The organism is Allorhizocola rhizosphaerae, from assembly GCF_003426775.1.
In the GTDB taxonomy this organism is placed as follows: domain Bacteria; phylum Actinomycetota; class Actinomycetes; order Mycobacteriales; family Micromonosporaceae; genus Allorhizocola; species Allorhizocola rhizosphaerae.
Map to the genome: position 1 here is coordinate 20,298 of NZ_QJUG01000014.1, position 22,173 is coordinate 42,470.

Genomic DNA, 22,173 nt, shown 5'->3' on the forward strand with positions numbered 1-22,173 from the left:
ACCCCCTTTCTCGTCGATCATGAACTCAAGCCCATGTTCGACGGCGTGTCGCGGCATCAACTTCATGGTCAACGCCTTCCCGGCGATGGAAGGCGGCCACACCGCTTCCGCCGCAATGCCTTGCGCTGCTGCCTCCCGTGGCGACGCCTCCCGGCAGCGCCTCGGCGACGGCGATGGAGAGGCGGTGGGGTTGAGTGGGGGTGGGGTCAGGATTTTATGGCGCCGGTGGTGGCGCCGCGGACGAAGAAGCGCTGGAGCACGATGAACACGATCGCGAGTGGGATGATCGTGAGCATCGAACCGGCGAGCATGACCGGGTAGTCGAAGGTTTGCCCGCCCGCGCCGCCGCGCCCCAGTGTGGACAGGCCGAACGGGAGCGTCCAGTGTGACGGGCTCGCCCGGACCACGATCAGCGGGAGCAGGAATTCGTTCCACGTGCCCTGGAAGGACAGTATCGCGAGCGTGATCACGCCGGGCCGCGCGATCGGGAGCATGACCCGCCAGAACGTCTGGAACAGGTTGGCCCCGTCGATGCGGGCGGCTTCTTCGAGCTCACGTGGGAGCCCGTCGAAGAACTGCTTCATGATGAAGATCCCGACCGCGTCGACCGCGAGCGGGAGGATGAGCCCGGCGTACGAGTTGAGCAGGCCGAGCTCCTTGAGCACGAGGAAGCGCGGGATGGTCAGCACGATGGGCGGCACCGCGATCACCGCGAGCACGAACCCGAAGACGAGGCTACGGCCGCGCCAGTTGAGGCGGGCGAGAGAATAGCCCGCGAGCGAGTCCAGGAAAAGCCGAAGCAGCGTGGCCACCACGGTCACCAGGATCGAGTTGATCGTCCACAGTGGAAAGTCGCTGTGTACGAGCACGTTTTCCCACGCCCGCGAAGACGGGTCCAGCGGCCACGGCAGCACCGGGTGCGCCGCGACGTCGGCCCGGCTTTTGAACGTGGTCGTCAGCGCGAGCACGAAGGGGTACACGAAAATAAGGGAAAAGGTTGTCAGCAGAAGGTATCTGATGGCTTTCATGGCTCAGTCGCGCTCCCGCAATACGAGTCGCTGCAGGGCTGTGAATATCAGGATGACGACGAACAGGATGAACGCGATGGCAGCCGCCCTGCCCATGGCGGAGTTCTCGAATCCCTCGCGATAGATGAGATACGAAGGGGTGAGCGTGGTCTTCTGCGGGCCGCCCGAGGTCATCGCGTAGATCTGGTCGAACACCTGCCACGTGCCGATCAGGCCGAGCGTGATGACGAGCACGAGCGTCGGGCGCAGCATCGGGAGCGTCACGCGGAAGAAGCGTTGCCGCGCATTGGCCCCGTCGATGAGCGCCGCCTCATCGAGCTCCTCGGGGATGTTCTGCAGCCCGGCAAGGAACATGAGCATGAAGGTGCCCGTGGTCGTCCAGACCGCGAGGATCATCACGGCGGTGAGTGCGATGCTCGGGCCGGACAGCCAGTCCCACGCGCTCAGGCCCATGATGTTGCCACCGCTTGGGCCGCTTTCGATCCCGAGCCAGCCCGCGATGATGTGCAGCACGCCGTCGGCCTCGTTGAGCCATACGGTATCGACCGTGCCCGGCAGCAGCGCCGACAGCACCGCATTGATCACGCCATTCGGGCTGAAGAGGAAGATGAAGATGAACGCGACCGCGATCGAGCTTGTCACGGATGGAAAATAGAACGCGGTACGGAAGAAGGTCTTGCCGCGCAACAGTTTTGCGTTGACGATGACCGCGAGCAGGAGCGCGAGCGCGGTTTGGGCAGGGACCACGCCCAGCACGTAGTAAAGGTTGTTGCGCAGGCTTCGGGCGAAGTCCGTCTGCACGATGCCGCTGCGCACGAGCAGGTCGTGGTAGTTCTTCACGCCGACGGGGGTTGAGGTGCCCAGCGGCGCGAGCGCGCTCCAGTCGCGGAAGCTCACCCACAGCGCGAGGATGATCGGCGCGAGCAGGAACACGCCCAGCCCGAGGATCGCCGGGGCGGTGAAAAGCCATCCGGCGAGGTTCTGTCCCCTCCTCATTCTATTTTCCGAGTACGTCTTTGCCGGCCGGCTGCGTCGTCGAGATCACTTGATCGACGGTTCGGTTGCCGGCCGCGAGGCCCTGGATCCCATCGTTGAGCGTGTCGATGACCGTGCGGAAGCCGGGCACGAAAACGCTCTTGCGGGCGTACGCGGCGCCGTCGACGAACGGCTTCAGTTCGGTCTTGCCCGACAGCCACTCGTCTGACAGCGACCGGCGCGACGGCATCACGGGGAAGTCCTTGGTGAAGGCCAGCTGCTGCTCGGGTTGGGTCATGAACTTCACGAAGTCGATCGCGGCGTCGCGCTTGGATGAGGCTTTCGCCACGCCGTAGCACACCGAGAACGCCATGGTGCCCTTGCCTTTCGGGCCGGACGGGAGTTCGGCGACGGCATACTTGACGTTCGGGAAGTCGGTCTTCATGGCGCCCACGATCCAGTTGCCCTCGATCGTCATCGCGGCCTTGCCCTTGCCAAGCGCCTCGCCGCCCCAGCCGGTTCCGACCGCGGCGGGCGTCGCGGCATGGCCCTTGCGGTGCAGGTCGGCTACGTACTGCAGGGCCTGGCGCATCTCCGGCGTGTCCATGGTCATGGCCGTGAAGTCGTCGTTGGTCGGCCAGGCGCCCGCCTGGGCCAGGAACACGCCCCAGCGGTAAAACTCGGGGTTCATGGCCAGGCCGGGGCGCCCTGGTCTGGTCAGCTTCTCGGCAGCTGTGGCCAGCTCCTGCCACGTGGTCGGCGGCTGGACTCCGGCAGCGGCGAACTCGTCGGGGTTGTACACCAGTTGGAGGGTCGAGAAATCCTTGGGCGGACAGTAGTTCACGCCGTCGAACGTGAACGACTTGACAAGGCTCTCGTGGAAGTCGGCCGAGTTGTCCATGCGGTCACCGATTGGTTCGAGCGCACCCGCACGGGCAAGGTCGGGAAGCTTGTTGTCGTTGACGTAGAACACGTCCGGCGGCTGGCCACCGGCCAGCGCGGTTTGCAGCGCGGTGTCATATTCGGGGAGCAGGCTAAGGTTGACCGTGTGGCGGCCAAGCTTGTTGTAGGCGGCGATGGCCGCGTTGAGCGCGGCGTCCTCGGCGGGGGACGACGAGAACGCATACATTTGAAGCGTTTGCGGACCTTGGTTTTGGTCGCCGCCACCGCATGCGGGCGCTCCGATCAGGAGGATCGCCGAGGCGGCAAAAAGCCATTTGTGGGTACCCATGGCGGCCCCATACCCACTTCAATGCATCACTTAACGGGCGCACGGTCCCTTATGGGTGCATGGTTGAGTCGCTCACGGGCGCACACTTGGTGAGCACGACCGCGTAATCGATGCCGATGTCGCGCATCGCGCCTTCGGCGCGCGGTGGCCGGCGTCCGGGCTCATCTGCTGCTGAAAACCACCATCAGCTGCGCCAGAATGCCCAGGCTCATCGTCGCGAGCAGGAAAATCGCGGCGATCCGGCCCATCAGGCGGGCGCGCGGCGTGCCGCCCCGCCCCAATCGGCCAAGCATCGCGATCTCGGACTCGATCAGGTAAGGGCTCGGGCTGTCAGCCGTCATATACGCCAGGCCATCGCTGCGCCGGATGGCGTCATCCGGCTCGGGCAAGCTCGCCATCCATCCATGATGCCATGATTCCCCGCACCCGGTCGTGCCTGATCGCGCCTGGCGTCCCCAAAACCCCGCCCGCCGAGTCGGGCGGCCGCCTGCGTGGAGCGTTTTCGCTTCGCCACCGCGCACACCTGCACCGCGCCTGACCCACGTCGCCGGGCAAACTGTGCAGGTCTGACCACGCCAGCGGGCTGCGCAGCCGCTTAGTGCGGCCACGCCTGACTGCGCGGCCGGGTCTGATCGCGCAGGCAAGTCGGACCGCGTAACCCGCGGCGTGTGGCCATCCGAATCGCGTTGCTGACAGCGTGCAGGCGTGCTTGACACGGCCACCACGTCGTCAGGCGAGGGATTTGAGTGCGGTTTGGATGCCCCGGTGGAACGTGGGATAGGCATACATCATGTGGATCAGCCGCTCGATGGGCACCTCGCCGTGGATCGCCACGGTAAGCGCGGAAAGCACCTCGCCACCGGCCGGGCCGGCGGCGGTGGCGCCGACCAGCACGCCGCGGTCGGCGTCGGCGACGACCTTGATGAGCTCCTCGCCGCGGTGTATCCAGACGCGGGTGGAGTCATTGGACTGTCCCGTTTGGACATTGGGCAGTGCCTTGCGCGCCTGTGCTTCGGTCATGCCCACCGAGGCGATCTCCGGATCGGTGAACGTCACCCGGGGCAGCGCGCGATAGTCCGCCGCAGGCCCGTCCTGGCCGAGGATGTCACGGATGACGATGCCCGCCTGATACATGGCCACATGCGTAAACGCGCCACGCCCGGTCACATCGCCGACCGCCCAAAGCTTTTCGCCCGCGCGCATGCGCTCGTCGACGGACAGCGAATCGAGCCCGATCGCGGACAGGTCGGGCCTGCGGCCGGTCGCGACGAGCAGCCTATCCGCCTCCACGCCCACGTCGTCGAGCATCACGTGGAACCTGCCGTCCACATAGGACACCTGCTTGGCCGGTGCGCCCGTGAACACCTGCACGCCATCGACCGCAAGCGCCTCCGTGACAAGCTTGGACGCCTCCGGCTCCTCCAGCGCCAGCAGCCGATCCAGCGCCTCGATGACCGTGACCTGCACGCCGAATCGCGCGAATGCCTGCGCGAGCTCCAGCCCGATGGCGCCCCCGCCCAATACCACCAAAGAATCAGGAAGGGCTGCGGCCTCGATCGCCTCCTTGTTTGTCCACAATGGAGTATCGCGTAAGCCCTCGATCGGCGGAATGACCGCCTTGGTGCCGGTGCCGACGACCACGCCCCGCGCCGCTTCGAACTCCTCGTCGCCGACCGCGACCCGCCCCGGCGCGACGATCCTGCCCCACCCGCGCACGAACCGGACGCCCTTGCGCACCAGGCGCTCCACCGCAACGCGATCGTTCCAGTCGTCGGTCGCCTCGTCGCGCAATCGCGCGTGCACCGGACCCCAGTCGGGCGTCGCCTGCGCGGCCCCGGCCATGCCCGGGATGCGCCGCGCCTCGGCCAGCAGATTGGCCGCGCGGATCATCATCTTGCTCGGAATGCACCCGTAGTAGGGACACTCGCCGCCGACCAGACGCCCCTCGATGCCCACGACCGACAGCCCCGCCTCGGCCAGCCGGCCCGCCACCTCTTCGCCACCGACGCCGAGGCCCAGCACCACCACGTCACACTTGCTCGCCGCGCTCATCTCGCATCCGCCCCCGATCTCAGCGTCCGGTAAATGTCGTCCATCGTCAGCACGCCGATCACCTCGTCGCCGCGCCGCACGCCGACCCAGCCCGTCCCGCCCTCAAGCAGGGCGGCCAGTGCGCCGTGCAGGTTTGCGTCGACGCCGACCGTCGGATAATCGGGCGCCTCGGGAAGCCGTTGCAGACCATCTTGAGGGATGGGTGTGACAGCCAACCGCTTGATCCCGCGATCGGAGCCGACGAAATCGGCGACGAAATCATTGGCCGGCTTGGCGAGCAGCTCGGCGGGTGTGCCAAATTGCTCCAGCCTGCCGCCCTCCGAGAGCACGGCGATGCGATCGCCCAGGCGGACGGCCTCGTCGACGTCATGCGTGACGAAAACTATGGTCTTGCCCACAGTGCTCTGCAGGCGCAGGAACTCGTCCTGCAACCGGCCGCGCACGATCGGGTCGACCGCGGAGAACGGCTCGTCCATGAGCACCACGGCCGGGTCGGCCGCGAGGGCGCGCGCCACGCCAACGCGCTGCCGCTGCCCGCCCGACAGCTCGTGCGGATAGCGATTCGCGAAGCGGGCCGGGTCGAGGCCCACCAGGTCGAGCAGTTCGTCAACCCGCGAGGTCGTCCTCGACCTGGGCCAGCCGAGCAGCCTCGGAACGGTGGCGACGTTGGTTCGTACCGTCTGATGAGGAAAAAGTCCCACATTTTGAATGACATAGCCGATTCGCCGGCGCAACCGCACCGGATCCGATTTCGTGATTTCCTCAGCTCCGAGGTACATGCGCCCTGACGTCGGCTCTATCAGCCGATTGATCATTCGCAGTACCGTGGACTTGCCGCACCCGGACGGGCCGATGAGCACCACGAGCTCGCCCGCTGGGATCTCAAGGCTCAGGTTTTCGACGGCCACGGTCGCGCCGAATTGTTTGCGGACCTGATCCAGCCGGATCGCCGCCGCACCGGTAGCGTTCACGTCATGTCCTCCCAGGCTGGCAATCCTTGGTTCTCGTGGGACTACATCCGTGAGAACACGGACACCCTGCTTGCCGCGTTGCGTGAGCATATCTTGCTCACGGTCGCCTCCGTGGCGATCGCGGCACTGATCGCGATTCCCCTGTCTATCTTGGCCTATCGCAAGAACTGGCTCACCGGGCCCATCCTGGCTACGGCGGGCACGCTCTACACGATCCCGTCGCTGGCTCTCTTCGCCTTCCTGGCGCCGTTCACCGGGCTCAATCCCGGGACCGTCCTGATCGGGCTGGTGCTCTATGCACTGCTGGTCATCCTGCGCGGCAGCCTCACCGGGCTCAGGACGGTGCCCGCGGAAATCAGGGAAGTCGCCTCGGGGATGGGATATGGCAAGTTGGCCATGCTGTGGCGAGTCGAACTTCCGCTTGCGCTGCCGAGCATCATGACAGGGCTGCGGATCGCGACGGTCTCGACCGTGGCGCTTCTCACGGTCGGCGAGATCGTCGGCTTTGGAGGGTTCGGCAACCTGATCATCGGCGGGTTCCGAAACAACTTCTACCGTGCACAGATTATGACGGCGACGCTCGCGTGCGTCGCGCTGGCGCTCGTGCTTGACGCGCTGCTGGCGTTGACCGGGCGGGCGCTGATGCCCTGGACGCGAAGGCGGTCTCAATAGTCCGCAGCGGATGTGCCCGAGCCGCTGGCGCGGTCGGCCTCATCCGCGCAAGAGCACGGCTTCGCCTGAACGGAGTTAATCGTGAGTGTGATTCAGGACGCGTTCATTTGGCTGAACGATCCTCTCAACTGGACACTGCCGGACGGGATCATCGCGCGCACGCGGGAGCATCTGTGGATAACGCTCCTGGCGGTCGCGCTGGCGTGCGCTGTCGGCTGGCCGATCGGCGTGTTGCTGGGGCATTACGGTCGCGGTGGCGCTGCGTTGGTCACGCTCGCGAACGTGTCGCGCGCTGTGCCGACCGTGGCTCTGCTCACGATTTTCCCGCTGACGGCGATCGGGTTCGGTGAGCGCGCGATCGTGCTCGCACTCGCGGTCTTCGCCGTGCCACCGCTGCTCGCAAATGCGTACCTGGGAATAAGAGAGGTCGACCCGCAGGTGAAGGAGGCCGCGCTGGGCATGGGTTTGTCCGGGCGTCAGCTTTTGACCAGGGTCGAGCTGCCCCTTGCCGTCCCATACCTGGCCAGCGGGTTCCGCACGGCCGCGGTGCAGGTCATCGCGACCGCGACGCTGGCCGCCTTCGTCAACGGCGGCGGGCTCGGCATGATCATTAGTCGGGGATTTGGTCTCGGTTTGGCCTCGGGCGGCGGGCAGGTGCTCGCGGGCGGCTTGATCGTCGCCGTGCTGTGCCTGATCGCAGAGGGTTTGCTGGCGCTCGGCGAGCGGGCCGTCACGCCCAGGCATCTTCGAGCGCCGGGCAGAATGTCAGAGGGTCGTGCAAGCATGACTATGTGAGCCTCCACGGTTCATCAGTGGGCAGGCAACTGCTTGCCTCGTCGGACACGCGGCACGGGAAGACCGGGCCGGGACACAGAAGGCGGGCGAAGATGCGACTTCGTCAGATCTCGTTGACGCTGTTGACCGGGGCGATGGCCCTGGCCGTCGGCGCCTGCGGACAATCCGGATCGTCGGGGACCCAGGCGCCCCCGAGCGCGAGCGGGCAGGGCTGCGCGCCGGTCCCCGGCCAGCAGCTCGTGGTCCTCGAAGACGACAAAAAACTGCAAAACTCCGACAATATAGTGGCTGCAATCAATGCCAAGGCGGCGACCCCGGCGCTTGTCGCGGCCGTCGACAAGGTGGCCGGCGCGCTCGACACGCCCAAGCTGATCGCGCTCAACAAGGCGGTCGACATCGACCGCAAGACCTCGGCCGTGGCGGCGCAGGAGTTCGCCGCGACGGCCGGGCTGACCACCGGGCTTTCGGGCGGCAGCGGCGCCGTCAAGGTGGGCGCGGCGAACTTCACCGAGAGTCAGACGCTGGCCGAGCTCTACAAGATTGCGCTCAACGCGGCCGGGTTCCAGGCGACCGTGCAGACCGTGGGCAATCGCGAGATCTACGAGCCCGCTCTGGAGAAGGGCGAGATTCAGGTCTTCCCTGAATACGCTGCGACCCTCACGGAGTTCCTCAACCAGAAGGCCAACGGCAAGGACGCGGCGCCCAAGGCGAGCGGTGACATCACGGCGACCATGGCGGCGCTGACCGAGCTCGGCACCAAATACGGGCTAACGTTCGGCAAGCCGTCGGCGGCTGCGGACCAAAACGCGTTCGCGGTCACCAAGGCGTTCGCCGATCAGCATGGCCTGAAGACCCTGTCGGATTTCGCGGCCAAGTGCAGCGGCACCGCCTCGGTGCTCGCCGGGCCGCCCGAGTGCCCGGTGCGGCCGTTCTGCCAGCCGGGTCTGCAGAGCAAATACGGCATCACGTTCGGCTCGTTCCACCAGGCCGACGCGGGCGGGCCGCAGACCAAGACCGAGCTCACCACGGGCAAGTCCAGCTTGGGCCTGGTCTTCTCCTCGGACGGCAGCCTGGCCACCAACTGACGCGCCAGCCCCGCGGGCCTTGCCCGCGGGCAGGGCTTGCCCATGTGCGTGGCTCGGCCGCCCCGCACGGGCAGTTCCTGTCCGCCGTGCGGCGCACCGTGCGTGTGCCGCACGGCGGCGGAGCCTGAAGCCGCCGCCAACACAGCCGCCGAAGTGCTACGCGGGCAGGTCGGCGAACTCGACCGCTTCGCCAAGCCGCCTCCGGCGACCGCTTCGCCGCCGCCGACCTCCGCCCGGGCGACGACATCGTCGTCTGAAAGACATGGAGGACAAGGCATGGAGGACAACGTCAAATCTAGGCAAAGTTAGGTGCGCGCGCGTTGACCGCGATCGCCGGGCGTTCAACCGTGGAGGGATGATTCTTCGATCCGCGATGGCGGCGGTTCTCGTGCTGTCGCTGCTCGCACCGGCCGAGTCCGCCACGGCCGCACCATCGGCGTCGCCCACCTGCCAGGTCGTCGTGCCGTCCGCCAATGCAACGGTCAGCGGCCGACAGGTGACCCTCTCGGCCGCCGCGCAGGAGGCCGCCACCGTGCGGTACCGCCTCGATGGCGCCGATCTCGGCGAGGCCCGTCCCACCGGCTATGGCTGGCTGTTCACTCCCGACGGCGGCCGGACGTGGGGCTGGGATTCGACCGCCGTCGCCAATGGCAGACATGCGTTGACGTGCGTCGCCACCGCCGCCAACGGACAGACGGCCACCTCCGCGCCGGTCTCGATCACGGTGGCTAATCCGACCGGATGCCAGGTGGTGCTGCCAACCGGTGGCGAGCCGGTCTCCGGTACCCGCATAACATTCTCGGCGGCCTCGACAATAACCGGCACCACAAAGGTCGAATATTACTTACACAGCAAGGACTCTGCCGTGATCCCGCTCGGTGAGGCGGTGCCAACGATCTATGGCTGGCTGTACACATGGGACTCCACCCGGGTGCCGCTCGGCGTATATCGCCTCACGTGCACCGCGACAGGGCCGGACGGCGCGCGGCACACATCGCCCGCGGTCACGTTCACAGTGGACAATGTCACCCGGCACGATTGGGGGAGCTACTGCGCCGACCACGTGCCCACGACCCCGGCCGACTATGAGGCCGCCTTCAACTATCGCCGGGGAGGATGGGCCGGCGCCGACGGCGCGCATCCCATCCCACTCCCGGACGGCCGCGTGGTGTGGCTGTTCGGTGACACGCTGGCCGGCCAGGTGGATCAGAACAACGCGCTTCTCCCGGGCTGGCGCATGCCCAGCAACTCCGTGATCGTCCAATCCGGAACGTGCTTCACCCCGGTGATGGGTGGAACGCCGCAGGCGCCCAGGGAGTTCATGACCGACGCGAGCGGCAACCGGTACTGGCCGGCAAATGGTTATGTTGACACCACGGTTTCTCCGGCAGTGCTGCGCATCACCGCGACGCATGTCGTGAATGGAGAGTGCGGCTGGTTCCGGCTCGCCGGGGTCCGTGTGTTCACCCTCTCCCTCCCCGGGCTGCAGGTTATCGCGGACGCTGCGGCGCCCTACAACCAAAGCGCCACCAACGTCCCGAGCTTCGGCACCTGGCTGTTCGCCGACGGAGGGAACATTTTCCTGTACGGCGACGCGGCCGGATTCCAGTGCGAGCGCACCGATCCGGGCTCCTATCCGGCGGGCCGCTATGTGGCCCGGACCACTCCATCACGACTGGCCACGGGACCCTGGCAATACTGGAACGGCTCCGGCTGGTCCAACGACATCACGACCGCCGCGCCGATGAGTTTCCCGGGCGCGGGCACGACGACGCCGTGGGTGCAGGCGACAATGCGCTACGGCGACCGCTACCTGAGCACCAGCCGGCCCAGCCCATTCGACGCGCCAGTGCACGCGTGGTTGTCGTCAAGCCCCACCGGCCCGTGGCAGCTGATGCTCGACGCCAGCGGCCAACCGGTCAACATCGTGCCAGCCGGCACGGGATTCCCGCAGCCGCGCTGGTTCTACGGCGGCATCGTCATCAACCCGGGCCTGATGGTGTTCAGCACCAACGGGCTCGGCTGCGACCCGCCCAACGGCATACCGTGCACACCGGACAACGACATCGCCAAAAACGTGATGCTCTACGGGCCACACTTCGTCCGGCCCGTTGGCCTGCCTTAGACGGGGGCGGGCACCTCGGCGCTGCACGAGGCGGCGCCAAGGTGCCCGCGCACACCAAGCGATAGAGCCGTGGCCCACACGCGCTGGCATGAGCTTCCAATGCTCGCCAAGCACGAGGTGGTGAGAAGGGCGCAGCCCGCATAAGCGACGCTTCAGCCCTTGGCGGCCTTGGCGTCCGCCTTGATCTGCTTCTTGTACTCGCGGACCCTCGCCAAGGATTCGTCATCTACGACGTCAGCCACAGAACGGTACGCATCTTCGCCGCCGTATCCGCCCGCAGCCTCACGCCAGCCCTCAGGCTGGACCCCGTAGCGTTTGCCGAGCAGGGCCACCAGGATCTGGGCCTTCTGCTTCCCATAGCCGGGAAGCTCCTGGATGCGCTTGAGAAGCTCTGCGCCCGTGCTCGCGCCGGTCCAGAGTGCAGCGGCATCTCCGTCGTACTTGTCGACGATCACCCGGCAGACATCCTGGCAACGCGCCGCGAACGCCTTTGGAAAGCGGTGCAGCGCTGGAGGCTTGGCGAAGATCGCGATCAACGCGTCGAGATCGTAGTTGGCCAGCTCGGCTGCCGTGGGCTCGTGCCCAAGCCGCTGCGCGAGTACGTAGGGCGAACTGAACGCCTTCTCCATCGTGACCTGCTGGTCGAGGGTCATCCCCAGCAGCACGGCCAGCGGATCGCGGGCGAGCAACTCGTTCGCCTGCGGATCTATCGGCAAGGAAATCGTCATGCCCATATCTTGCACGACTCGTGGGGGCGTACGGCGCCCGACGAGATCAGCTGTCGCGCTTTTCCCGGAGGTCGAACCGCCTCCCCTTCGGGAGGCGTATTCAGGGTGTGCACGATGCCACGGTCAAGCGGCACGGCCGGCGCCCTACAAAGATGGGTCACCATCAACTACGTTGATGACTACGTGTCAGACCGCCGTGTGGGCTAGCGTGACGCGGCTTTACGGGCGCGATAAGCGGCCACTGCGGCACGGTTGCCGCATGTGCTGTCGCAGAACCGTTTGGACCGGTTTTTGGACAGGTCGACAACCACCGAGTCGCACGTCGGGTATTCGCAAATCCGCAGCCGGCTCAGCTCTTTGGCCCGGATGAGGTCGGCGAAGGCCATGGCGGCCTCCACGGCCATGCGATCGTCCAGCGGGGCGTTGGGCGTGGTGGCGTGCAGGTGGTAGTCCCACTCGTCGTGCTTGGCCAGCTGGGGCAGGGCCTTGGCCTCGCGCAGGATCCGGTTGACGATCTCGACCGCCCGATCCTCGTCGTCCCGGGCCGCGGCCGTCCACACCTCGCGCAGCCGTGGCCGCAGCGCGCGCACCGAACGCAGCTCGGCGTCGGTTCGCGCCCGCGAGCCGGTCCAGCCCCACGCGCGCACGAACTCGTCCAGCGCCGCCATGTCGGGCAGCCCTTCCTCGTCGCCGTCGAGCGTGTTGACCAGCGCGGCGGCCGCGGCGAGGCCCACCTCTGTGTCACGGGCAAAAAGCATCTTGACTCCTGTCAAGCGGTGCGCGTACTGTCACAAGCATAACGCATTTTTGCTAATTACATTCAGGGGGACCAATGCGCCAGCGCAACGGGATGGGAGCGGGGCTCGGCCTGGCCCTGCTGTCGTCCGCAAGCTTCGGCACCTCCGGCTCGTTCGCCCGCTCGCTGACCGACGCCGGCTGGTCGTCCGGCGCGGCGGTCGCCGCGCGGGTCGGCGTGGCGGCGCTGATCCTGGCCATCCCGGCCGCAATCGCGATGCGCGGCCGCTGGGGTGCGCTCTGGCGGAGTCTGGGCACGGTGTCAGGCTACGGCTTGATCGCCGTGGCGGGCTGCCAGGTGGCGTTCTTCAACGCGGTGCAGACGCTGTCGGTGGGGGTCGCGCTGTTGCTCGAATATCTGGGCCTGATCCTGGTCGTGGGCTGGATGTGGCTGCGGCACGGCCAGCGCCCGCGCCGGCTGACCGTCGCCGGATCGGTCGTCGCCGTGGCCGGTCTCGCGTTCATGCTCGATCTGGCCGGCGAGACCCGCCTGGACCTGACCGGTGTGCTCTGGGGCCTGGGCGCCGCCTTCGGACTCGCCACCTACTTCGTGCTGTCCTCCAAAGTGGACAGTGAGCTGCCGCCCGTCACGTTCGCCAGTGCGGGCATGAGCATCGGTGCGATCGCGCTCCTCGCGGCCGGCGCACTGGGAGCTCTGCCCATGCACGCGACCACCGCTACGGTCGATTTCGCGGGCCAGCGCGTCCACTGGCTGGTCCCCATCATCGGTCTGTCCCTCGTCGCGGCGGCCGTGGCCTATGTGGCCGGCATCGGCGCGGCCCGGCGCCTGGGCGCGCGGCTCGCGAGCTTCGTGGGCCTGACCGAGGTGGCGTTCGCCGTGCTGTTCGCGTGGCTGATGCTGGGCCAGCTCCCGACCTGGATGCAGTTCGCGGGCGGTGCCCTGATCGTCGCCGGTGTGGTGCTGGTCCGGATGGACGAGCGGGCCGAGGGCGAGCCGGCCCCGGCGGCGAAACCCGCCGCGACCGACCAGCCCGCACTCTCGACGGTGAGCTAGACGCGCGGCCGCCAGGCGAACGCCATTGCCGCGCCCACAAGGGTCAGCAGCATGCCGACGAAGAACCCGCCCAGGTTTGACGTGAGCCACGTCGCCAAGCCGAGCGCCATCGCGACGCACGAGTTCAGCATGCGCTGCCCCGGCGTGAAGACGATCAGCGCGCCGCATATGACGATGATGAAGGGGATGAGGTACCCAATGGAGCCCTGCATCCCCACCTGCATCATCACCGGCAGCGGCACCCACACGGCCGCGAGGATCTCCGCCCCGCCGAGCACGACCAGCAGCCCGCCCCAAAACGGCCGACCTCGCCGCCACTGGCGAAAACGCGCCCACCACCCCGGCCGCCTGGCTGCCGCGTGACGGGCCTCCGGCTGGGGGACGGTGCCGTGAGGCGTTTCCGCCCTGGCGTCTGCCGCGTGGCGCGGCTCCGGCTGGGGGACGGTGCCGTCGGGCGTTTCCGCCCTGGCGTCCGCCGCGTGGCGCGGCTCCGGCTGGGGGACGGTGCCGTGAGGCGTTTCCTTCCCGGCGTCCGCCCCGCAGTCCGCCGCGTCAGAAGCCTCCGTTGCGGCGATGGCCGCGTCAGGCTCCGATGGACGAGGAGCCGGCACGCTAACAACCCTCCTGCGTGAAGGCCATGCGCAGGTGCGGCAATCGGAACGCCGCCGCCGTTGTCGCATAGTTGTTCTGCCGCAGGTTTTCAATCACCACCGTGCGCGCCTGCTGGCCGAACACACCGACGTTGCCGACCACGCCCGGCACCTGGTCGAGCGTGCTCGCGTCCTGCCCGATGTCGATCTGCGTGAACGACGCGTCGCCCTGGATCACATCCGAGTCGACCACGAGATTCGTGGCCCGCACGGGTGTCCCGTTGTCGCCGGCCGTCAGCTTCATGTGCATCCCGCCCATGTTGATGCTCTGGCACAGGTTGGTGAGCTCGGCCTCGCGTATGGCCGACACCATCACCACGATCTGCCCACCGGTTTCGCCCTCGTTGGGGCTGCCGGGCACCATCGTGTCGAGCGCGGCAAACTGTTCGAACCCGTTGCCCTCCAACCGGTCGGCGGTGACCGTGAACGGAAGTCCCGAGATGGAGAACTGCGCGGCGAGCACCCCGTTGGCGGTCAGCGTCACCAGTGCGGCGGCGGCGACCCCGTTGACGAGCAGTGCAGCGGCGAAACGCTTGCGAGATAAGGACATGGCGGCTCCCTGTGTTCGCAAGTTGTCCTCGGCGCGGGTGTTTCACTGCGGATGAATCCCTGTGCCTACGGCAACCCATCAAGATATTTCGATGGCGTGTCCTGAAGTTACCGTCCAGTACGGCACGGGTCAACCCGTGGCGGTGAGATTTGGCACGCCGGGTCGAGCTCGGTGGCGGCGCTGCGATGCCCGACAAAGGGCACCACGGCGAAGTAGGTGAGCGTGGGCAAAAGCTCCTGCAGCGACTCGACCTTGCCGTTGACCACGTGCCGGTAGATCGTCGCGTAGATCCCGCCGATCACGCTGCCCACCACATCCTCGGGCACGTCCATCCGATGTGGGGCGTCCTCGAAGAACCGGTGAAACCGTTGCAGCATCACGTCGCGCTCATAGCGGGCCACCGCGCCGACCGACTCCACCTCCACGATCGCCATCGCCGCGAACGAGGGCACGCTCGACAGGATGCTCAGCAGCACGCCGAGGCTGGCGCGCACGCCGGTGCGCCAGCCGCCCGCCTCGTGGTATGCGGCCGTCATCACGTCCCACACCACCCCCGTGCCATGCCTGTATGTGGCCAGGAACGCGTCCTCCTTGCCCTCGAACAGCGCATAGAACGTGGGCCGGGTGACGCCCGCCGCGCGGCAGATGTCGCCAACGGTCGCCGCCGGATATCCCTTCTCCGCCACCGTATGCACAAGCCCGTCGTACAGCCGGTCCCGCTGCGTGGCCGCGACGACGTCGGGCGGCACGCGGCTGGGCCCCCGCTTGATCGCCCGCAACGGATCTCGCCCCGCTCTGGCTCCCGGCAGTGGTGGTACGACGGTCATCGCAACATCGAGCTCCTTCGCTTGACTTGAGAACCCTTCTAGGTTTATAACATCCACAGGTTTTTATTTCGATGGTGTGTCTCGCCGTCCCCGGATCAGCTGCGGAATGACCGGGAGGGGTCGATCAGACCGGCCCCAGCTGATTCGAGGAGTGCACAAACATGATTGCATCGATGGCCGCTGCCGTCGTGCTCGCGGCAGCGGGCGCCGTGCCCACCGCGATGAGTGAGCCGGGCGGCATCTACACGGGCATGGGCAACTGCCCGATCACCGCACGGGCAATGCAGGACCCGACACACCTGCAGGTGGGCTGCCTGATATCGGTCACCAGCGGCGGCAGCTTCCGCATCGGCACGACCAATGTGCCGATCACGTCACCGATCACGCTCCAGTTCGGCGTGTACTGGCCGAGCTCCGCGCCGGTGGTCGAGTTCCCGGACGGGACCACCGCCAACGTCTACACGGTCGTCCCGCCCACCCGCGCCAAGACGTTGAGCGCCCGCCCGATCGAGGTGCCCATCCCCGGGCTGCCCAGCATCATCCCCGGCGTCACGAGCATCTTCGCGCAGGTCGAGCTGGCCGGGCCGATCACCTCGTTCGTGCCGCTCGCGATCGGGCAGGACCATCCGGTCTTCCGCCTGCCGATCAAACTGCGGCTGATCAACGGGATTCTCGGGATCGACTGCTTCGTGGGCTCGGACCGCAACCCGTTGGTGCTTCAACCGCAAATCGTTGACCCGGGCGTGATCGAGGTGCTCCCCGACCCCAACGGCTTCCAGGCCACGGTGGTGTCGTTCAGCGGCGCGACCCTGTCCGACAACGAGTTCGGCGCGGTGGGCGCGACCGGATGCGGCTGGTTCGGTTCGCTGAACGGCTTGGTGAACAAGGCGTTCGGGCTCGACAACGCCGGCCCTGGCCAAAACGAGGTGGTCTTCCGCCCGACCAGCACATCACTCGCGCTCGACCCCAGCATCTCGGACCTGGCGGCGGCGCTTGCCGCCAGCTGAGCGAAGGCTCGACCGCAGCATCTCGGGCTTGGCGGCGGCGCTTGCCGCCAGCTGAGCGAAGGCTCGACCGCAGCATCTCGGGCTTGGCGGCGGCGCTTGCCGCCAGCTGAGCGAACGCTCGACCGCAGCATCTCGGACCTGGCGGCCGCCATCGCCGCCAGCCAATGGAGGGAGAACAACATGCGTAAGTGGGCAATCGCCGTCGCCGCAACGGTGATGGCCGTCCTCTGGGCGTCACCCGGCCAGGCCGCCGCGGTGAACGTGCTGACCTACGGCAGCCTGGGCGGGGCCAACGCCGCGACCGGCGACGTCATCCAGTCGGGCCTGGCCGCGGGCGCCAGGGCCACGTTCTTCAACTCGACGACCGGGAGCACGGGCATCACGTGCACGGTCTCCACCTTCACCGCGACCGTGACCGGCAACCCGGCAGCGGGCGGCGTGGCCACGGCCAACCTGACCGCACAGACCTTCACGAGCTGCACGGCCAACGTGTCGGGCGTCACGTGCGTGCAGAGCATCGTGATCAACAACCTGCCGTACTCGGTGAGCGTCAACGGCACCACCAAGTCCATGACCCTGACAGGCGCGCCGCTGCGCTCGACGATCCGGCTGTGCACCGTCCTCGGGGTCGTGCAGTGCGTGTACGACGCCAATCTCAACACGATCTCCGGCACGGTTTCCAACGCGGACAACTCCGTCACGTTCGTCAACCAGCGGCTGAACAAGGCGACGGGGCCGGGCGTGTGCTTCTCGATCGCCTACTTCTCCGCGAAGTACGCCCCGGTGCGGGGTCCGGGCGGAAGTTTGGTCTTCACCCAGTAGTCGGCTATAATCCGCGGAATGAACTCCGTACAGTGTATAGGGCTACGCAAGAACTATGGCGACAAAGCAGCGCTGGACGGGCTCGACCTTGAGGTGAAAGGCGGCACGGTGTGCGGTCTGCTCGGGCCGAACGGTGCGGGCAAGACCACCGCCGTGCGGATCCTGACCACCCTGACCCGCCCGGACGGTGGCTCAGCCTCGGTGGCCGGCTTCGACGTCGTGAAGCAGGCCCGCCAGGTCAAGGAGCGCATCGGCCTGGTCGGGCAGCACGCCGCCGTTGACGAGATCCTCAGCGGGCGGCAAAACCTGGTCATGTTCGGCCGGCTCTATCACCTCGGCTCGAAACGTGCGGCAACAAGGGCCGACGAGCTGCTCGAACAGTTCGGTCTGCAGGACACGGGGCGCAAGGCGGTCAAGGACTACTCCGGTGGCATGCGCCGCCGGCTGGACTTGGCCGCCAGCCTGATCCTCGCGCCGCCCGTACTGTTCCTGGACGAACCAACCACCGGACTGGACCCGCGCGGGCGCAACGAGGTGTGGCAGGCGGTCCGCGGGCTGGTCGGCTCGGGTGCGACGGTCCTGCTGACCACCCAATACCTGGAGGAGGCCGACCAGCTCGCGGATCAGATCTGCATCATTGACCACGGCAGGGTGATCGCCAACGGAACGCCCGACGACCTCAAGGGCATCGATCACCTCGACGTCGTGGTGCGCTCCGCGTCCGACTTGGAAACAACACGCGGCATCTTGGGGCCGGAGTCCGAAGTGGACGTTGACAACAGGCGCGTCAGCGTTCCGGTGAAGGACCGGCTCGCGACACTCACGCAAGTCGCCCGCGCGCTGGAGGACGCGGGCATCGCCGTGGAGGACATCGGCCTGCGCCGGCCCACCCTGGACGAAGTGTTTCTGGAGCTGACGGGCGGTGCCTCGAAATGACTGACGCTTGGATTCTGGTCGGCCGCGAACTGCGGCATTGGGCCCGGCAACCGTTTCAGCTCATCGTCAACCTCATCTTCCCGATCATGCTGGTGCTGATGTTCGGGTACCTGTTCGGCGGCAGCATGATCGTGCCGGGAGGGGGTGATTACAAGGAGTTCCTGCTGCCCGGCATGTTCGCGATGACCATGGCCTTCGGTGTCGAGGCCACGTTCACCGCGATTTCCACCGATGCGAACAAGGGCGTGACGGATCGCTTCCGCTCGATGCCCATGGCGCGGTCGGCGGTCGTGCTCGGCCGCGCGGGCGCCGACATGCTGGACTCGGCCGCCAACCTGGTGGTCCTGATGGCGTGCGGCCTGCTGATGGGCTGGAGTTGGCACAACGGTCCCGTCAAGGCTGCGGCCGCGGTCGGACTGCTTCTGCTGCTCCGCTTTTCACTGCTGTGGCTCGGCATCTACTTGGGACTGTTGCTGCGCAGCCCGGAATCGGTGATGGCGTTGCAGATCCTGATCTGGCCGATCAGCTTCCTGTCCAACGTGTTCGTCTCGCCCGGCAACATGCCGACGGTGTTGGCGAAGATCGCCGAGTGGAACCCGCTCACGGCGACGGTCGACTCGATCCGTTGGCTGTTCGGCAACCCCGGCGGGCAGGACTCGATCTGGCTCGCGATCGCCTGGCCGCTGGTGATCATCGTCATCTTCTTCCCCCTCTCGGTGAGGAGATATCAGAGAATGAGCCGATGATCGAAGCCCGGATGACCTCGCAGGCCCTGTGCGAACCGCTCGACACGGGCGGCGAGGTCGTCCGGCGCCTCGTCGGGCTGCAGGCGCAAGACGAATGGATCGCGCCGTATGCGATCCGGGCCCGCGCCCGCGACACCGACCCGGGCGACGTCGTCGTCAACTGGCTCATGCGCGGCACGCTGCACATGGTGGCCGCCGAGGATGCGGGCTGGCTCACGGCCCTGCTCGGGCCGCACTTCATCCGCAAGTTCACCCGAAGGCGCCTGGAGCTGGGCCTGACCGACGAATACCTCGCCAAGGCCGTGCCGCAGCTGGTGGAGCGGCTCCCGGGCACGCGGGCGGAACTGCTCGACGGCATGGGCCTGGAAGGGCAGGCGCGGGCGCATCTGCTCGCATACGCGGGCATGAGCGGCGCACTGTGTCTGCGCGGCAAGACATATGTGCGCATGCCTCCTTCAGAAGAGCACAGTTTGGACGAGCTCGTCAGCCGATACCAACTCGGCTACGGCCCAGCGACACCGGCCGACTTCACCGCATGGGCGGGCATCAAGCCCACCAGCTGGCCGGAACGCACGCATAGGGCCCGCAAACCGCCGCGTGTCAAGCTATTGGGCTTCCTCGACCCGTACCTATTGGGCTATAAAGACAGGTCCTTCACGCTCGATCCCGTCCACACCAAGCAGGTCCAGCGGGGAGGCGGGTTCCTGCGGCCGGTCGTGCTCGTCGACGGGCGGGTCGCCGGCACGTGGACGCTCGACGGCGAGGTCAACGCGTGGGCCCCGGTGCCCGAAGCGGGATTAGCCGCAGAACTAGCCGACCTAGCCCGCTTCCGAGCGCGTTGAGCAGGATGTCGTCCACGCTGAACACCCGCCCCGCCACGAAAACCCGTTGCAGCACTTCCAAAAGCAGCGAGCACCCGGCCCCGATGAGCAGGACGTGCCACCACTTGAGGAACGGCCAGCGCAGCGAGGCGAAGAAACCGAGCGCGAACAGCGGGCCCAGATTGCCCCCGACCTGAATGACGGTGTGCCCGTCACGGATCTGCTCGATCGCGTCCGACAACGGGATCCAATGGGCCAGCTTCGTGCCGGGCGGAACCCGTACCGGAAGAAGAATCATCCACACCCAGGGCAGGGTGCCGAGCACCATTCCGACCTCGGCCACGGACCTCCGCCATGATCGCGACGGCCGCCACTGTCGCAACAGGACGATCGCGAGCCCGGCGACGGGCAGCAGCGCGAGCGTCACCACCCACGGGACCACGAACCGCTGCATCGGGCCATCCTGCCACGCGATACGGTGGCGAATGTGCTGATGAGCCTGGAAGACGTGCGGCGGTTACGTGAAGCTTTGACGGACTTCACGTCCGAGGGGATCGCCGAGCGCCTCGGCCCCTCGGCCACCGATGCCGTGGTGCGCAGCGACTATCGCGAGGCCTTGCGCGTGACGAAAGACGGAGATCGGCTCGACACGCTGATCCGCCTGTTCATCTGCGGCACGTCCGAGCCCGAAGACGCCATCGAGCGCGCTTTGCACCCGCTGCCGCTTTCGAGCGCCCGCGCCTGCGGCCTCATCCAGGGCAACATGGCGGGCCTGGACCTTGAGCCCTACCACGACTGGTGGCTGCTGGCCGACCTGCCGGTCAAACCGCTGCCGAAGGAGCATGTGCTCGGCGTCGGCGGCGCCTCCACGACGCTGGCCAACTCGACGATCCGCCGCCCGGTCGGTGCCGCGCTCGACATCGGCACCGGCTGCGGTGTGCAGGCCCTTCACCTGTCGCAGCACGCCGAGCACGTGACGGTCACCGATATTTCCGCGCGCGCCCTGAGCTTCGCCGCCACCAATGCGGCGCTCAATGGGCTGGAGTGGAAGATCCTTCAAAAAGATCTTTTCGATTTGGTACCGGATGAGCGCTACGACCTGGTCGTCAGCAACCCACCGTTCGTGGTCGGGCCGGGCCTCGCGACGCACACATACCGCGATTCCGGTCGGGCCGGAGACGCCGTGTGCGCCTCACTGGCGGCCGTCGGGTCGCGCCTGCTCAACCCCGGCGGCACGCTGCAATTCCTGGCCAACTGGGCGCACGTGCGGGGCGAAGACTGGGAAGACCGGGTCGCCGGATGGTTCGCGGGCACGGGCATGGACGTGTGGGCCATCCAGCGCGAGGTGCAGGATCCGCTCGATTACGTGCGCCTGTGGACGGCCGACGCCTCCGAGGAACACGACCCGCAGCGGGTCGCGCAATGGCTGGACTGGTTCGACGCCAACGACATCACGGCCGTCGGCTTTGGACTGGTCACCGCACGCCGCTGTCTCGCGGATGATCCACATGTGGTCTGTGAAGACCTGCGCCAGCAGATCGACCAGCCCATGGGTTCGCTTGTGGCGGAGTGGTTCGACCGGCGCGACTGGCTGCGCTCGCCCTCCCGTGACCTGTTCGCGGCCCGCTTCCGGCAGGCGCCCGGGTTGCAGCTGCGCCAGGAGGCGACGTTCGGCGCGGACGGCTGGGCCGTCGACCGGCAGCTGCTGGCGTTGACCAGCGGCCTGCGCTGGGTTGAGGAGATCGACCCACTGATCCTGTCGATCGTGTCCGGCTGCGACGGCAACCTCCCGCTGTCCGCGGTCGCAGAGCTGCTCGCGCAGGCGCATGACGCCGCGCCCGACGCGCTGCGCGAGGTGATGGTGCCGATCGTGGAGCACCTCGTCGAGCGTGGGATCCTTCTCCCGTGCGAGCCGTAGTCCAAACCGTCAGCCACGCGTCCGTCACCGTCGACGACGCATGCGTGGGCGAGATCAAAGACGGGCTGCTTGTGCTGCTGGGCGTGACCCACACGGACACTCCCATGACGGCGGCCCACTTGGCGCGCAAGGTGTATGAGCTTCGCATCCTCGACGACGAGAAGTCCGCCTCCGACATCGGCGCGCCGGTGCTCGTGGTCAGCCAATTCACCCTGTACGGCGACGCCCGCAAGGGCCGCCGGCCCACGTGGCAGGCCGCCGCTCCGGCCTCACACGCGGAGCCGCTCGTCATCGCGTTCGCCGAGGCGCTGCGTGCTCGCGGAGCTACTGTCCAAACGGGACAGTTCCGGGCCCACATGCTGGTCTCCTCGACCAACGTCGGGCCCCGGACGGTACTGCTCGAACTGTAGACTTACGCTGTATG

Annotated in this window: 24 protein-coding genes; 12 read left to right on the forward strand and 12 right to left on the reverse strand. The window is 67.3% G+C overall.

The window, feature by feature from the left end:
- Positions 1-206: 206 nt before the first annotated feature.
- From DM816_RS04450 to DM816_RS04475, 6 genes are all read right to left on the reverse strand, one after another.
- The gene (locus tag DM816_RS04450; protein ID WP_117208767.1) at positions 207-1,028 is read right to left on the reverse strand and encodes a carbohydrate ABC transporter permease; all 822 of its coding nucleotides are present in this window, start codon (positions 1,026-1,028) and stop codon (positions 207-209) included.
- Positions 1,029-1,031: 3 nt separating this feature from the next.
- Entirely contained in the window at positions 1,032-2,024 is a 993-nt protein-coding gene (locus tag DM816_RS04455; protein WP_117208768.1) for a carbohydrate ABC transporter permease, read from the reverse strand.
- A 1-nt stretch (position 2,025) separates the two neighbouring features.
- Entirely contained in the window at positions 2,026-3,234 is a 1,209-nt protein-coding gene (locus DM816_RS04460; protein WP_117208769.1) for an ABC transporter substrate-binding protein, read from the reverse strand.
- 161 nt (positions 3,235-3,395) lie between these two features.
- Positions 3,396-3,632, reverse strand: coding sequence for a hypothetical protein (locus DM816_RS04465; protein WP_117208770.1), 237 nt, complete (start codon positions 3,630-3,632; stop codon positions 3,396-3,398).
- Positions 3,633-3,963: 331 nt separating this feature from the next.
- Positions 3,964-5,286 (reverse strand): dihydrolipoyl dehydrogenase family protein, encoded by a 1,323-nt coding sequence (locus tag DM816_RS04470; RefSeq protein ID WP_117208771.1) that lies wholly within the window; start codon positions 5,284-5,286, stop codon positions 3,964-3,966.
- The gene (locus tag DM816_RS04475) at positions 5,283-6,347 is read right to left on the reverse strand and encodes an ABC transporter ATP-binding protein (protein WP_117208772.1); all 1,065 of its coding nucleotides are present in this window, start codon (positions 6,345-6,347) and stop codon (positions 5,283-5,285) included. The genes DM816_RS04470 and DM816_RS04475 overlap by 4 nt, the downstream gene beginning before the upstream one ends.
- On the opposite strand from DM816_RS04475, the gene DM816_RS04480 reads away from it, so the two are divergent.
- The 4 genes from DM816_RS04480 (at position 6,261) to DM816_RS04495 (ending at position 10,934) form a co-directional block, all read left to right on the forward strand.
- Positions 6,261-6,929, forward strand: a complete 669-nt coding sequence (locus DM816_RS04480) for an ABC transporter permease (RefSeq protein ID WP_117208773.1) — start codon at positions 6,261-6,263, stop codon at positions 6,927-6,929. The two genes, DM816_RS04475 and DM816_RS04480, sit on opposite strands and share 87 nt — an antisense overlap.
- Before the next feature lie 81 nt (positions 6,930-7,010).
- On the forward strand, positions 7,011-7,724 hold the full coding sequence (locus DM816_RS04485) for an ABC transporter permease (RefSeq protein ID WP_117208774.1): 714 nt from the start codon (positions 7,011-7,013) through the stop codon (positions 7,722-7,724).
- Between the two features lie 92 nt (positions 7,725-7,816).
- Positions 7,817-8,809, forward strand: a complete 993-nt coding sequence (locus tag DM816_RS04490) for a glycine betaine ABC transporter substrate-binding protein (protein ID WP_117208775.1) — start codon at positions 7,817-7,819, stop codon at positions 8,807-8,809.
- A 355-nt stretch (positions 8,810-9,164) separates the two neighbouring features.
- On the forward strand, positions 9,165-10,934 hold the full coding sequence (locus DM816_RS04495; protein ID WP_162907112.1) for an Ig-like domain-containing protein: 1,770 nt from the start codon (positions 9,165-9,167) through the stop codon (positions 10,932-10,934).
- Between the two features lie 152 nt (positions 10,935-11,086).
- Here DM816_RS04495 and DM816_RS04500 read toward each other — a convergent pair whose 3' ends face one another.
- Together DM816_RS04500 and DM816_RS04505 are read right to left on the reverse strand one after the other, a co-directional pair.
- Positions 11,087-11,662 carry an HhH-GPD-type base excision DNA repair protein gene (locus DM816_RS04500; protein ID WP_117208810.1) on the reverse strand — a complete coding sequence of 192 codons (576 nt, stop codon included), beginning with the start codon at positions 11,660-11,662 and terminating at the stop codon, positions 11,087-11,089.
- A gap of 203 nt (positions 11,663-11,865) precedes the next feature.
- On the reverse strand, positions 11,866-12,420 hold the full coding sequence (locus DM816_RS04505; RefSeq protein WP_117208777.1) for a CGNR zinc finger domain-containing protein: 555 nt from the start codon (positions 12,418-12,420) through the stop codon (positions 11,866-11,868).
- Between the two features lie 74 nt (positions 12,421-12,494).
- Between DM816_RS04505 and DM816_RS04510 the strand changes: the two genes are divergently transcribed.
- Positions 12,495-13,472 carry an EamA family transporter gene (locus DM816_RS04510; protein ID WP_117208778.1) on the forward strand — a complete coding sequence of 326 codons (978 nt, stop codon included), beginning with the start codon at positions 12,495-12,497 and terminating at the stop codon, positions 13,470-13,472.
- Here DM816_RS04510 and DM816_RS43625 read toward each other — a convergent pair.
- The 3 genes from DM816_RS43625 to DM816_RS04525 form a co-directional block, all read right to left on the reverse strand.
- The gene (locus tag DM816_RS43625) at positions 13,469-14,083 is read right to left on the reverse strand and encodes a DUF6114 domain-containing protein (protein WP_211588543.1); all 615 of its coding nucleotides are present in this window, start codon (positions 14,081-14,083) and stop codon (positions 13,469-13,471) included. The genes DM816_RS04510 and DM816_RS43625 overlap by 4 nt on opposite strands.
- Before the next feature lies 1 nt (position 14,084).
- Positions 14,085-14,672: a DUF6230 family protein gene (locus DM816_RS04520; RefSeq protein WP_246001555.1), complete on the reverse strand. Its 588-nt coding sequence runs from the start codon at positions 14,670-14,672 to the stop codon at positions 14,085-14,087.
- Between the two features lie 107 nt (positions 14,673-14,779).
- Positions 14,780-15,499, reverse strand: a complete 720-nt coding sequence (locus DM816_RS04525; protein WP_117208779.1) for a TetR/AcrR family transcriptional regulator — start codon at positions 15,497-15,499, stop codon at positions 14,780-14,782.
- Positions 15,500-15,672: 173 nt separating this feature from the next.
- Between DM816_RS04525 and DM816_RS04530 the strand changes: the two genes are divergently transcribed.
- The 5 genes from DM816_RS04530 (at position 15,673) to DM816_RS04550 (ending at position 19,852) form a co-directional block, all read left to right on the forward strand.
- Positions 15,673-16,506: a hypothetical protein gene (locus DM816_RS04530; RefSeq protein ID WP_117208780.1), complete on the forward strand. Its 834-nt coding sequence runs from the start codon at positions 15,673-15,675 to the stop codon at positions 16,504-16,506.
- A gap of 180 nt (positions 16,507-16,686) precedes the next feature.
- A complete protein-coding gene (locus DM816_RS04535) occupies positions 16,687-17,328 on the forward strand; it encodes a Tat pathway signal sequence domain protein (RefSeq protein ID WP_117208811.1) in 642 nt (213 codons plus the stop codon).
- 18 nt (positions 17,329-17,346) lie between these two features.
- On the forward strand, positions 17,347-18,264 hold the full coding sequence (locus DM816_RS04540; protein WP_170318777.1) for an ATP-binding cassette domain-containing protein: 918 nt from the start codon (positions 17,347-17,349) through the stop codon (positions 18,262-18,264).
- Positions 18,261-19,010, forward strand: coding sequence for an ABC transporter permease (locus DM816_RS04545; RefSeq protein WP_117208782.1), 750 nt, complete (start codon positions 18,261-18,263; stop codon positions 19,008-19,010). Before DM816_RS04540 ends, DM816_RS04545 begins: the two co-directional genes overlap by 4 nt.
- Entirely contained in the window at positions 19,007-19,852 is an 846-nt protein-coding gene (locus DM816_RS04550; RefSeq protein ID WP_117208783.1) for a DNA glycosylase AlkZ-like family protein, read from the forward strand. Before DM816_RS04545 ends, DM816_RS04550 begins: the two co-directional genes overlap by 4 nt.
- Here the strand turns inward: DM816_RS04550 and DM816_RS04555 are convergent.
- Positions 19,776-20,285, reverse strand: a complete 510-nt coding sequence (locus DM816_RS04555) for a VanZ family protein (protein WP_117208784.1) — start codon at positions 20,283-20,285, stop codon at positions 19,776-19,778. The genes DM816_RS04550 and DM816_RS04555 overlap by 77 nt on opposite strands.
- Positions 20,286-20,324: 39 nt before the next feature.
- Between DM816_RS04555 and DM816_RS04560 the strand changes: the two genes are divergently transcribed.
- Positions 20,325-21,749 (forward strand): DUF7782 domain-containing protein, encoded by a 1,425-nt coding sequence (locus DM816_RS04560; protein ID WP_117208785.1) that lies wholly within the window; start codon positions 20,325-20,327, stop codon positions 21,747-21,749.
- Positions 21,737-22,159: a D-aminoacyl-tRNA deacylase gene (gene dtd / locus DM816_RS04565; RefSeq protein WP_117208786.1), complete on the forward strand. Its 423-nt coding sequence runs from the start codon at positions 21,737-21,739 to the stop codon at positions 22,157-22,159. The genes DM816_RS04560 and dtd overlap by 13 nt, the downstream gene beginning before the upstream one ends.
- Positions 22,160-22,173: the final 14 nt, after the last annotated feature.